Below are 12,250 nucleotides of genomic sequence, written 5' to 3' on the forward strand. Positions count from 1 at the left end.
TCGCGGGGCGCCCCTTCCTCGTGCCGTACGGGTCAGACCGCGGCCGGCTCCTTCGCCTGCGGCGGGACGGACGCGTCGCCCGCCGTGGCGTCCCTCTTCGCCGCCTTCTTCTTCGCGCGGCGCTCCTTGCGGAGCTCCACCATCGCGTAGAGCGTCGGGACGAGGAGCAGCGTCAGCAGCGTCGACGTGATCAGACCGCCGATCACCACCACGGCCAGCGGCTGGGCGATGAAGCCGCCCTCACCGGTGATGCCGAGCGCCATCGGCAGCAGGGCGAAGATCGTCGCCAGGGCGGTCATCAGGATCGGGCGGAGCCGGTGCCGGCCACCCTCGATCACCGCTTCGACGACGCCGAGACCCTGTGCCCGGTACTGGTTGATCAGGTCGATCAGGACGATCGCGTTCGTGACGACGATGCCGATGAGCATCAGCATGCCGATCATCGCCGGGACGCCCATCGCGGTGTCGGTGACCACCAGGAGACCGATCGCGCCGGTCGCGGCGAACGGGATCGAGACCAGCAGGATCAGCGGCTGGATCAGCGACCGGAAGGTCGCGACGAGCAGCATGAAGACGATCGCGACGGCCGCGAGCATCGCCAGGAACAGGTTGAGGAAGGCCTCGGACTGGTCCTCGGAGACACCGCCGATGCTGGCGGTGGCGCCCTCGGGCAGGTCGAGCGCGTCGATCTTCTGCTGCAGGGTGGCGCTCACCGCGCCGGTGTTGTCGCCGACCGGCTTGGCCGTGATCGTCGCGGCGCGGGCGCCGTCGATCCGGGTCATGGACACCGGGCCGGGGACGAGCTCGACGGTGGCGATGTCGCCCAGCTTCACCGGGCCGAGGGGCAGCGCCTTGAGCCCGGCCAGGGTGGTGACCGGCTTCGCCGAGGTGATGAGGACGTCCCGCTCGCTGTCGTCGAGGATCGCCTTGGCGGTCGGGGCGCCCCGGACCGCCTGGCCGACGATCATGCCGAGCGAGGCGGAGTCGAAGCCGGCGTCGGCCGCCTCGGGCTTCGCCTTGACCGAGATGCGCGGCACGGACTGCGAGAGGTCGCTCTGGACGTCGGTGACGTCCTTGATGCCCGCGATGGCGGCCCGGACCTGCTCCGAGGCCTTCTGGAGGACCTCGGCGTCGGCGGCCTTGACGACCACGCTCAGGTCCTGGCTGCCGAAGCCGTCACCGGCGGAGAGCTTGGTGTCGCCGATGCCGTCGAGGGCGGCGAGGCCCTTCTCGATGGCGTCACGGGTCTTCTCGAAGGAGGCGGACTCCTCCAGGCTGACCTGGTAGGTGGCCTGGTTGGTGCCGGTGCCGCCGCCGAAGGCCGCCATGAAGCCGGACGAGCCGACGTTGACCTGGTAGTCCTTCACGCCGTCGGTGTCCGCGAGGAGCTTCTCGACCTTCTTCGCGGCCGCGTCGGAGGCGTCGAGGGCGGTGCCGGGCGCCAGCTCCTGCTGGATGCTGAGCACCTCCTGCTCCCCCTGGTCGAAGAAGTTCGTCTTCAGGAGCGGAGCCATGCCGAAGGTGACGATCAGGACGGCGAACGCGATGGCGAGGCTGGTGAGCCGGCGCCGGGTCGCGAACTTCAGGACCGGCACGTACAGACGCTGGAGACGGCTCTTCTCCTCCTTCTCCTCGGCCAGCCTGCGGGCCTCCGCCAGGTCCTCCGGGGTGCCCTTGGGGGCGCGCAGGAACCAGAACGACAGGACCGGGACGACCGTCAGGGAGACGAGCAGCGAGGCCAGCAGGGCCGCCGTGACCGTCAGCGAGAACGAGCCGAACAGCTCGCCGATCATGCCGCCGGTCAGACCGATCGGCAGGAAGACGGCGACGGTCGTGAGCGTCGAGGAGGTGACGGCGCCCGCCACCTCGCGGACCGCGGTGAGGATGGCGGCCTGCCGCTCCTCGCCGTAGCCGAGGTGACGCTTGATGTTCTCCAGGACCACGATCGAGTCGTCGACGACCCGGCCGATGGCGATGGTGAGCGCGCCTAGGGTCAGCATGTTGAGCGAGAGGTCCCGGGTCCACAGCACGATGAGCGCGAGGACGACCGAGAGCGGGATGGAGACCGCGGTGACCAGGGTGGACCGGATCGACGCGAGGAAGACCAGGATCACCAGGACGGCCATGACGAGGCCGAGGGCACCCTCGGTGGTCAGGCCGGAGACGGCCTTGGCGACGGCCGGGCCCTGGTCGGAGACGACGGTCAGCTCGGCGCCCGCGCCGAGGTCGGCGCGCAGCTCGGGCAGCTTCTCCGCGACGGCGTCGGAGATCGCGACGGCGCTGCCGTCCTTGTCCATGGTGGCCATGACGGCGAGGCTGGCCTTGCCGTTGGTCCGGGTGAGGGAGACGCGCGGCGACTCCTCCTGCCGGACGGTGGCGACGTCCCCGAGGCGGACCGCCTTGCCCTTGCCGGGGGTGGCCGCCGGGATCCGGAGGTCCTCGATCTGCCGCAGCGAGGTGAAGCCGCCGCCGACCTGGATGGTGCGGCTCTTGCCCGTCTCGGAGAAGGAGCCGGCCGGGAGGGTGCCGCCGCCGGAGCGGAGGGCCTCACCGAGCTTCATGGTCGTGAGACCGGCCGCGGCGAGCTTGCGCTCGTCCGGGGTGACGGAGACCTGGAGGTCCTGGACGCCGGTGACGGAGACCTGGCCGACGCCCTCGATGCCTTCGAGGGCGGGCACGACGGTGCGGTCCAGCAGGTCGGCGAGCGCCTGCGGGTCCTGGTCGGAGGCGGCGGCGAGGACGACGGTCGGGATGTCGTCCGTGGAGCCGGCCACGACCTGCGGGTCGACCGTGTCGGGCAGTTCGGCGCGGGCCCGGTTGACGGCCTGCTGGACGTCGGCGACCAGCTGCTTCGTCGACTCGTCGCCGTAGTCGAAGGAGGCCATGATGAGCGCCATGCCCTCGGAGGCCGTGGAGGTGACCGACTTCAGGCCGTCGACGGCCTTGAGGTTGTTCTCCAGGGGCTCGACGACCTGCTTCTCGACCACATCGGGAGAGGCACCCTGGTAGGGGGCGAGGACCGAGACCATGGGCAGCTCGATCGAGGGGAACAGCTGCTGCTTCAGCTGAGGTATCGCGATCGCCCCGAACAGCAGGGCGACGATGGAGATCAGCCCGATCAGGGCCCTTTGCGCGAGGCTGAACCTGGACAGCCAGGACATGGGGTCTCTCTTCTTTGGCGTACTCGTCGACAGGCGGGAGCAGCCAAGACCCCGGCCCGGATCCGCTGGATCCGCCGGGGGTGCCCCACCGTTCTCTACGATCTGCCATCGAGGGCCGGAAGTCCTCGCCCCCCGGGTCCACATCCTTATCCCGCGCATACCGCGTCTGGAGTACGCGGGAACCTCAGGTCACTCCACCCGTGGACGTACCAGTCCCGATTCGTAGGCGGTGACGACCAGCTGGGCCCGGTCGCGGGCGCCGAGTTTGGCCATGGCCCGGTTGACGTGGGTCTTGACGGTGAGCGGGCTGACGTCGAGCCGCTCGGCGATCTCGTCGTTGGAGAGACCGCCGGCCACGAGGACGAGGACCTCGCGCTCACGGGCGGTGAGGGCGGCGAGTCGCTCGGTGCGGCCACGGCCGCCCTCGCCCACCATGTCGGCGCCGGGGCCCTGGGCGAGGAACGTGGCGATCAGGCCCTTGGTGGCGGCCGGGGAGAGCAGCGCCTCTCCGGCGTGGGCGATCCGGATCGCGCCGAGCAGCTCCTCGGGTTCGGCGCCTTTGCCGAGGAAGCCGGAGGCGCCGGCGCGCAGCGACTGCACGACGTACTCGTCGACCTCGAAGGTGGTCAGCATGACGATCCGTACGTCGGCGAGCTCCGGATCCGCGGTGATCATGCGGGTGGCCGCGAGGCCGTCGGTGCCCGGCATCCGGATGTCCATCAGGACCACGTCGGCCCGCTCGGACCGGGCCAGGGCCACGGCCTGCGCGCCGTCGGCGGCCTCGCCGACGACCTCCATGTCCGGTTCGGAGTTCACCAGGACCTTGAAGGCGCTGCGAAGCAGGGCCTGATCGTCGGCCAGCAGTACCCGGATCGTCATGTGTCCTCCCCCGTACGGGACGTCACCGGCAGTATCGCCTGGACACGGAACCCGCCGCCGTACCGGGGGGCGGCGGTCAGGGTGCCGCCGAGCGCGCCGACCCGCTCGCGCATGCCGAGCAGACCGTGGCCGCCGTTGGGCACGGGCTCGGGGGCGGAGGAGGAGGTGCCGTTGTCGAGGACGGTGATCTCGACCGTGCGGCCCACGCGGACGACGCTCACCTCCGCCTCGGCGTCCGGACCCGCGTGCTTGCGCACATTGGTCAGCGCCTCCTGCACGATCCGGTACGCGGCCAGGTCGACGGCCGCGGGCAGCGGCCGCTCCCCGTCGGTACGGGCCAGGGCGACCGGCAGCCCGGCGTTGCGGAAGCTCTCGAGCAGCCCATCGAGGACGGCGAGGCCGGGGGCGGGCTCGGTGGGGGCCTCCGGGTCGCCGGACTGCCGCAGCAGACCGACGGTGGCGCGCAGCTCGTCGAGCGCGGACCGGCTCGCGTCCCGGACGTGCGCGAGGGCCTCCTTGGCCTGGTCGGGACGCTTGTCCATGACGTGCGCGGCGACCCCGGCCTGGACGTTCACCAGGGCGATGTGGTGGGCGACGACGTCATGGAGGTCGCGGGCGATCCGCAGCCGCTCCTCCGCGACCCGGCGGCCCGCCTCCTCCTCGCGGGTGCGCTCGGCCCGCTCGGCGCGCTCCCTGATGGCGTCGACGAAGGCCCGGCGGCTGCGGACGGCGTCTCCGGCGGCCGCCGCCATGCCGGTCCAGGCGAAGAGGCCGACGTTCTCCTGGGCGTACCAGGGAGTGGGGCCGAAGGCCATGGCCGCGGCCGTCAGCAGGGCCATGGTGACGAGGCCGACGCGCCAGGTGGTGGGCCGGTCGGTGCGGGAGGCGACCGTGTAGAGCGCGATGACGGCGCTCATGGAGACGGTGGCGGGCCGGGTGTCGTTGACCAGCTCCAGGAGGCTGACCGCCACGGTGAAGCAGAGCACGTGGAAGGGGTGGCGCCGGCGCAGCACCAGGGCGCTGGCCGCCAGCACCATGAGCAGCACGCTCGTCACGCTGGGCACACGGTCGCCGAAGGTCGGCCCGGTCGGACTGCCGTGCGGGTCGGTGAAGGACCCGGCGATCATCGCGACGAGCACGCCGAACGCGAGCGTCGCGTCGAAGGCGAGCGGGTGCGCGCGGAATCCGTCGCGGAGGCGGGCGAAGAGGGTGCCGGGGGCTGGTCCGGTGGGCGTCACGGGGAACAACGGTACGGGGCGGGACGGGACGGCCGTACCCGCCGCGACCCGGCCCCGGCGGGAAACACCCGGTCCCGCCACCCCTAGGGGTGGCGGGACCGTCGTTCGGGGTCGTCAGCCGGGGATGAGGCCGTCGTCGGAGAGCATCTCCCTGACCTCGTCCAGGCCCGCGTCCGGGGCGGGGAGGATCAGCTCCGAGGGTTCGAGCGCGTCGTCCGGCAGGGGCGAACCGATCCGCCGGACAGCGTTCAGGAGGGCGTTCAGCGTGCGCCGAAAACCGTCCTCGTCCCCCGACTCCATCTCTTCGAGCAGCTCGTCGTCGAGTCTGTTCAGCTCGACGAGGTGGCTGTCGGCCAGCTTCCACTGGCCCTCCCCCATGATCCGTACGATCATGACGCGTCCTGTCTGTTCGCGGGCTCTCGCCTACGTGACGTCGCCGATCTGCCGTCGCCGACGGGTGGTGCCGCCTACTTCTCGAAGCGCGGGTGGGACTGCTGCTGCGCGGCGTCCTGCGGTGCGGCCGTGCCGCCGCCCTCGAGCGCCTGCTGCTGCGCCGACGGGCCGCCGGCCAGCTCCGCCTTCATCCGCTGGAGCTCCAGCTCGACGTCCGTACCGCCCGAGAGCCGGTCGAGCTCCGCCTGGATGTCGTCCTTCGCGAGCCCGGACTGGTCGTCCAGGGCGCCCGAGGCGAGCAGCTCGTCGATGGCGCCGGCGCGCGCCTGGAGCTGGGCGGTCTTGTCCTCGGCCCGCTGGATCGCGAGACCGACGTCGCTCATCTCCTCCGAGATGCCGGAGAAGGACTCGGCGATCCGGGTCTGCGCCTGGGCCGCCGTGTAGGTCGCCTTGATGGTCTCCTTCTTGGTGCGGAAGGCGTCCACCTTGGCCTGCAGACGCTGGGCGGCGAGGGTGAGCTTCTCCTCCTCGCCCTGCAGCGTCTGGTGCTGCACCTCCAGGTCGCTGACCTGCTGCTGGAGCGCGGCGCGGCGGGACAGCGCCTCGCGCGCCAGGTCCTCGCGGCCGAGTGCCAGCGCCTTGCGGCCCTGGTCCTCCAGCTTGGCCGACTGGCCCTGCAGCTGGTTCAGCTGGAGTTCGAGCCGCTTGCGCGAGGTGGCGACGTCGGCGACGCCCCGTCGCACCTTCTGCAGCAGCTCCAGTTGCTTCTGGTAGGAGTAATCGAGCGTCTCGCGCGGATCCTCGGCCCGGTCAAGGGCCTTGTTCGCCTTCGCGCGGAAGATCATCCCCATACGCTTCATGACACCGCTCATGGGCTTCGCGCGCCCCCTTCTGACGGACTTCGGCTCCAGCTTTTCGACAGGATCCACAGTACGGGCCCTGTCTCCATTACCGCACTGTTCGGAGCCGGATGCGCTCCTCCCAAAGGACGACTACGCCCGGCGTCCCCTCCCGCGCAGGGAGTAGATGGATCTAGGGGAAACCACGGCTGTCCCGCGTACGTACCGCCGTAGACGCACTCTGTTAGCGGATCGTTCCCGCCCGGCATGGGGTTCATGCCCGCCACCCCGTACCCTTGGGTTTTGTGTTCCGTAGCCGTTCGAAGGACGAGAAGGCCCCCACCGACAAGGTGACGGCGGACCTTTCCAAGCAGCCCCGCGACCCCGAGGCCCCCAAGGGCCGCCCGACGCCGAAGCGGAGTGAGGCGCAGACCCAGCGCCGTCGCGCCGCGACGGTGCCGACCGACCGCAAGGAGGCCGCCAAGCGCCAGCGCGAGGCCCGCCGCTCGGACCTGGCCCGCCAGCGCGAGGCGCTGGCCAGTGGCGACGAGCGTTACCTGCCGGCCCGCGACAAGGGTCCGGTCCGGCGCTTCGTGCGCGACTTCGTCGACTCGCGGTTCGCGATCGCCGAGTTCTTCCTGCCGATGGCCGTGGTGATCCTCGTGCTGTCGCTGTTCGGCAACGCCAACCGGTCGCTGCAGAACATCTCGCTGCTCCTCTGGCTCGGTGTGATCATCCTGATCGTCATCGACTCGGTCGGCATCTGGATCCGGCTCCGGAAGCAGCTCAACGAGCGCTTCCCGAACGAGCCGAAGCGCGGCGCCATCGCCTACGGTCTGATGCGTACGCTCCAGATGCGCCGACTGCGACTGCCGAAGCCGCAGGTCAAGCGCGGAGAGCGGCCCTGAGCGCCGACAGTTCGGAGCCCGTCGAGCGCGCCTTCGGCGCCGCGACGTCGGAATCGGGTGGCCCCGTGCTGCCCGCGGTCGTGCACTGGCCCGCCGGTTCCGGCGGGCTCCGCGACACCATCCGTCAGGAGATCGTCGCCCGCCAGCTCGACGAGCAGATATCCGGCCGCTATCCCGTGGGACAGCGACTCCGGATCCTCGACGCCGGCATGGGCCAGGGCACGCAGGCGCTGCGCCTCGCCCGTGCGGGCCACACGGTGACCGGCCTCGAAGCCGATCCCGATCTCCTGAAGGCCGCCCGTGAGTCGCTGGCGACCGAGCCCGCCGGGATCCGTGAGCGGGTCCGGCTGATCGAGGGCGACGGCCGCGAGACCGGGGTGCACTTCCTTCCCGGCAGCTTCGACGTGGTCCTCTGCCACGGCGTCCTCATGTACGCGGACGAGCCCGACGCCCTGCTCGCGGGCCTGGCCCGGATGCTCGCCCCCGGTGGTCTCCTCTCCCTGGTCGTACGGAACGCGGAGGCCCTCTCCATGCGCCCGGGGCTCGCCGGGGACTGGTCGGGCGCGCTCTCCGGCTTCGACTCCGACGTGTACACCGACGACAACGGCGTGAAGGTACGGGCCGACCGCCTCGACGCGCTGACCTCGACGCTCGCCGGGATCGCGGCGCCGCTGCACGCCTGGTACGGGGTACGGGTCTTCACCGACAGCGTCCCCGCCGAGGCGGGCCTGCCGGCCGCCGGGGAACTGGAGCGGCTGCTCGCCGCCGAGGACCGGGCGGGGCGGACGGAGCCGTACCGACGGGTCGCGGCACTGCTGCACCTCTGCGGCGTACGGGGCTGACGGCCGGCCGACCGGCGGGAGCGGCGGCCGGGCACCCCTGATCGGGTGCGCTCGCCGGGCCCGGGTCAGGGCCGAAACGGATACTCCGGACATGGACGTATCCCGTGCCCGCGTTCTCCCTCCCCTGCTGCCGCTGACCGCCGCCGTGTGCGCCGTCGCGCTCGTCGGCGGCTGCTCCGGCGGCGGAGCCACGCCCGCGCCGGAGCGGTCCACGCAGGCGGCGGCGCCGCTCGCCGCCAACGACCTCGAGGACGACTACAAGGCCGTCATCAAGAACGTGCTGCCGTCGGTCGTGCAGATCGACGCGTCCGAGAGCCTCGGGTCCGGGGTCGTCTACGGCGACAAGGGTCACGTCGTCACCAACGCGCATGTCGTGGGCCGGGAGAAGTCCTTCCAGGTCACCGCCGCGACGGGCGGGCAGCCGGTCACCGCCCGGCTCGTCTCCTCGTACCCCGAGCAGGACCTCGCGGTGATCAAGATGGATACGCTGCCGCAGGGGCTGAAACCGGCGAGGTTCGGCGATTCGACGGTCGTCGACATGGGACAGATCGTGCTCGCGATGGGCTCGCCGCTGGGCCTGTCCGGCAGCGTGACCCAGGGCATCGTCTCGGCGACCGGCCGCACGGTCAGCGAGGGGCAGACGGGCGGCGGCACGGGCGCGACCATCGCGAACATGGTCCAGACGTCGGCCGCGATCAACCCCGGGAACAGCGGGGGCGCGCTGGTGAACCTGGACGGCGAGGTGATCGGCATCCCGACCCTCGCGGCGATCGACCCGGAGATGGGCGGAGGGTCGGCCGCCGGCATCGGCTTCGCGATCCCCGCGTCGACGGTGCGCACGATCGCCGACCAGATCGTCGAGGACGGCAAGGTCACCGACTCGGGCCGGGCGGCCCTGAACATCACCGGGCGCACGGTCCTGAACGACGCCTACGAACCGGCGGGCGTGGCGGTGGTCGATGCTCCGGCGGACGGGGCGGCGGGGAAGGCGGGGCTGAGACCTGGGGATGTGATCACGCGGCTGGGCGACACGGAGATCACGACGATCACGTCGCTGTCGGAGGCGTTGGCCTCGCTGGGGCCGGGGGACGTGGTGACCGTGACGTACGTCCGGGGGACGGCGACACAGAAGACCGAGGTCACGCTGGGCGAGATGTAGCCCCCGGTCCCCCGGAGCGGCGCCCGGGGCGGGGGCTCGGGACGGGGCCCGGAGCGGGGGCCCGGAGCGGCCGGCCCCGGACCCCGGTCCGGGCCCCCGCGGTGTCCTAGCCCTCCGCGTTCAGGGGCATCGGGCCGTAGATCTTCGCCCCGTCCTCCGACAGCGTCACCTGGTCCGCGCCGCCGCCCAGCAGGTCCCGCCAGTTCTCGCCGATCCAGCTTTCCGCGTCGCCCTGGGTCGTGAACTCCTCAGGCGTCACCACCGGCTCGACCTCCGTGCCGTCGGACTTCTCGAACCGCCACGTCCATGCCATGTCCGCCTCCTGGCGCTCACCGGATGATCGGTTTCCTGCCCGCAGAGTAGCCGGGCGCGCACGGCTCGCGGTGGCGCGGGAGGATCTGAGGGTGGAACTGACTCTGCTCGGCACCGGCGCCCCGCTCGGACTGCCCCGTCCCGACTGCTCCTGCGCCGTGTGCGCGCTCTCCCGCGGGCCACGGGTGCGCGCCGCGACGGCGCTGCTCGTGGACGGGGCCCTGCTGCTCGATCTGACCCCGGGGGCCGCTCTGGCCGCCGCGCGGTCCGGGCATTCGCTGGTGGGTGTGCGGCAGGTGCTGCTGACCCATCCGCACGACGGGCCCGCGGTGGAGGTGCCCGCGGGGCTGCCGACCGCCGGGAGGGTGCCGGACGGACGGGAGTTGACGCTGATCTCCGGGCACCGGGTGCGGGCGGTGCCGATGGACTCACCCGGCACGGGGTACGAGGTGACCTCGGCCGAGGGCGAGACGCTGCTGTATCTGCCGCCGGGCGGGTCCCCGGCGGGGCTTCCGGAGGATCACCGGGTGCCGTACGACATGGTGGTCGCCGATGTGACCGGGCGGCCGGACGCGCTGGCCCGGTTGCGGGCGACGGGGGCCGTCGGGCCCGCGACCGATGTGGTCGCGGTCCACCTGGACCACGACGCACCGACCGGTGCCGAGCTGGACCGGCGACTCGCGGCAGCGGGTGCGCGGGCGGTGCCGGACGGGACGACGCTGTACGTGGGCGAGTACCACGAGGTGCCGGACGTGCCCCGGCGGACGCTGGTGACCGGCGGGGCGCGGTCGGGGAAGTCCGTGGAGGCCGAGCGGCGTCTGGAGACCTTCCCCGAGGTGCTGTACGTGGCGACGGGCGGGAGCCGGGAGGGCGATCCGGAGTGGGCGGAGCGGGTGGGCCTGCACCGGGATCGGCGGCCGGGGTCCTGGCGTACCGCCGAGACCTGTGATCTCGTACCGCTGCTCGAAGGGGACGGGCCGGCGCTGCTCGTGGACTGTCTGTCGTTGTGGCTGACGGACGCGATGGACCGGGTGGGCGCCTGGGACGACGCGACGTGGGCGGCCGGCGGGCAGGGCGCGCTGCGCGAGCGGACCGCCGAGCTGGTGGCGGCGGTGCGGGCGACCCGTCGTACGGTCGTCGCCGTGACGAACGAGGTCGGCTCGGGCGTGGTGCCGGCGACGGCGGCGGGGCGCCGTTTCCGTGACGAGCTGGGGCGGCTGAACGCGGCCTTCGCGGACGAGTGCGAGGAGGTCCTCCTCGTGGTCGCCGGTCAGGCGTTGGTGCTGCGCGGGTAGGGTGCGAGCACCGATGGCCCTCGCTGATTCACAAGGCGGAAATCCGTGAACCTGGACGACTTCTCCGATCTGATCGAGCGCCCCGACGGGGGGATCCGGCGTGACGCCGAGGAGCGCCGTGAGCGGCTGGCAGTGCCGCCGGGGGCGCTCGGTCGGCTCGACGAGCTCGGTGAGTGGCTGTCGGCCGCGCAGGCCTCGGTCAAGGTGCGGGCGATCGAGCAGCCGAAGGTGGTGCTCTTCGCGGGCGACCACGGGGTGGCCTCGCTGGATGTGTCGGGGCGCCCCGCGGGCACCGCGCACGAGCTGGTGCGCGCGGTCCTGGAGGGGGCGAGCCCGATCGCGGTGCTGGCCCGGTCGACGGGCGTGCCGGTCCGGGTCGTGGACGCGGGTCTGGACTGCGACCCGGAGCTGCTGCCCGCCGAGGTGGTGCGTCACCGGGTGCGGCGCGGCAGTGGCCGGATCGACGTCGAGAACGCGCTGACGGTCGAGGAGACCGAGGCGGCGGTCCGGCTCGGGATCGCGTTGGCCGACGAGGAGGCGGACTCGGGTACCGATCTGGTGGTGCTCGGGGATCTGAGCGTCGGCGGGACGACGCCGGCGGCCACGCTGATCGCGGCGCTCTGCGGGACGGACGCCTCGGTGGTGACGGGCCGCGGCGGCGCCGGGATCGACGATCTGGCGTGGATGCGGAAGTGCGCGGCGATCCGGGACTCGCTGCGGCGTGCCCGGCCGGTCCTGGGTGACCAGCTGGAGCTGCTCGCCGCGGTCGGCGGGGCGGATCTGGCGGCGATGACCGGCTTCCTGCTGCAGGCGTCGGTGCGGCGGATGCCGGTGATCCTGGACGGTGTGGTGGGCGCGGCGTGCGCGCTGGTGGCGCAGCGGGCGGCGTTCCGGGCGCCGGACTGGTGGCTCGCGGGCCAGGTGAGCGGGGAGCCGGCGCAGGCAAAGGCGCTGGACCGGATGGCGCTCAACCCTCTGCTCGACCACGGCGTCCATGTGGGTGAGGGAACCGGGGCCTTGCTCGCACTCCCCCTCGTCAAGGCCGCGGCGGCGTTCGCCGCGGAGCTGCCCGAGCGTCCGGATCCGACCACTCCGGACGACGAGGGCGCTGCGGAGGCCTGAGAGCGGGGGGCGGGAACGATCGACTCCGAGGCGGTCACGCGCGACGCGCGCGTGGCCGTCTCCGGCGTCTCCGCGCAGCAAGTACTGCCCCATATGATCGCT

At 72.4% G+C, this 12,250-nt stretch carries 11 protein-coding genes; 5 read left to right on the forward strand and 6 right to left on the reverse strand.

Going from position 1 to position 12,250, the window contains the following annotated elements; translation table 11 throughout:
• Positions 1-32 precede the first annotated feature (32 nt).
• The 5 genes from OG392_RS10685 to OG392_RS10705 form a co-directional block, all read right to left on the reverse strand.
• The gene (locus OG392_RS10685) at positions 33-3,161 is read right to left on the reverse strand and encodes an efflux RND transporter permease subunit (protein WP_329277962.1); all 3,129 of its coding nucleotides are present in this window, start codon (positions 3,159-3,161) and stop codon (positions 33-35) included.
• 189 nt (positions 3,162-3,350) lie between these two features.
• Positions 3,351-4,040 (reverse strand): response regulator transcription factor, encoded by a 690-nt coding sequence (locus OG392_RS10690; RefSeq protein ID WP_329277964.1) that lies wholly within the window; start codon positions 4,038-4,040, stop codon positions 3,351-3,353.
• Positions 4,037-5,278, reverse strand: coding sequence for a sensor histidine kinase (locus tag OG392_RS10695; protein WP_329277966.1), 1,242 nt, complete (start codon positions 5,276-5,278; stop codon positions 4,037-4,039). Before OG392_RS10695 ends, OG392_RS10690 begins: the two co-directional genes overlap by 4 nt.
• Positions 5,279-5,392: 114 nt before the next feature.
• Positions 5,393-5,671 (reverse strand): PspA-associated protein PspAA, encoded by a 279-nt coding sequence (pspAA, locus tag OG392_RS10700; RefSeq protein ID WP_329277968.1) that lies wholly within the window; start codon positions 5,669-5,671, stop codon positions 5,393-5,395.
• 74 nt (positions 5,672-5,745) lie between these two features.
• Entirely contained in the window at positions 5,746-6,543 is a 798-nt protein-coding gene (locus OG392_RS10705) for a PspA/IM30 family protein (RefSeq protein WP_329277970.1), read from the reverse strand.
• A 272-nt stretch (positions 6,544-6,815) separates the two neighbouring features.
• Here OG392_RS10705 and OG392_RS10710 point away from each other — a divergent pair, with 272 nt between their 5' ends.
• The 3 genes from OG392_RS10710 (at position 6,816) to OG392_RS10720 (ending at position 9,419) form a co-directional block, all read left to right on the forward strand.
• Positions 6,816-7,418, forward strand: coding sequence for a DUF3043 domain-containing protein (locus OG392_RS10710; protein ID WP_055599508.1), 603 nt, complete (start codon positions 6,816-6,818; stop codon positions 7,416-7,418).
• Positions 7,419-7,483: 65 nt separating this feature from the next.
• Positions 7,484-8,260 carry a class I SAM-dependent methyltransferase gene (locus tag OG392_RS10715; protein WP_329277973.1) on the forward strand — a complete coding sequence of 259 codons (777 nt, stop codon included), beginning with the start codon at positions 7,484-7,486 and terminating at the stop codon, positions 8,258-8,260.
• A 91-nt stretch (positions 8,261-8,351) separates the two neighbouring features.
• Positions 8,352-9,419 (forward strand): S1C family serine protease, encoded by a 1,068-nt coding sequence (locus OG392_RS10720; protein ID WP_329277975.1) that lies wholly within the window; start codon positions 8,352-8,354, stop codon positions 9,417-9,419.
• A gap of 106 nt (positions 9,420-9,525) precedes the next feature.
• On the opposite strand, the gene OG392_RS10725 is transcribed toward OG392_RS10720, so the two are convergent.
• Entirely contained in the window at positions 9,526-9,732 is a 207-nt protein-coding gene (locus OG392_RS10725; RefSeq protein WP_329277977.1) for a hypothetical protein, read from the reverse strand.
• 91 nt (positions 9,733-9,823) lie between these two features.
• Between OG392_RS10725 and OG392_RS10730 the strand changes: the two genes are divergently transcribed.
• Together OG392_RS10730 and cobT are read left to right on the forward strand one after the other, a co-directional pair.
• The gene (locus OG392_RS10730; protein WP_329277979.1) at positions 9,824-11,026 is read left to right on the forward strand and encodes a bifunctional adenosylcobinamide kinase/adenosylcobinamide-phosphate guanylyltransferase; all 1,203 of its coding nucleotides are present in this window, start codon (positions 9,824-9,826) and stop codon (positions 11,024-11,026) included.
• Positions 11,027-11,071: 45 nt separating this feature from the next.
• On the forward strand, positions 11,072-12,148 hold the full coding sequence (gene cobT / locus OG392_RS10735) for a nicotinate-nucleotide--dimethylbenzimidazole phosphoribosyltransferase (protein WP_329277981.1): 1,077 nt from the start codon (positions 11,072-11,074) through the stop codon (positions 12,146-12,148).
• The last annotated feature ends 102 nt before the right edge of the window (positions 12,149-12,250 follow it).

This window comes from Streptomyces sp. NBC_00691 (genome assembly GCF_036226665.1).
Classification (GTDB): Bacteria; Actinomycetota; Actinomycetes; order Streptomycetales; family Streptomycetaceae; genus Streptomyces.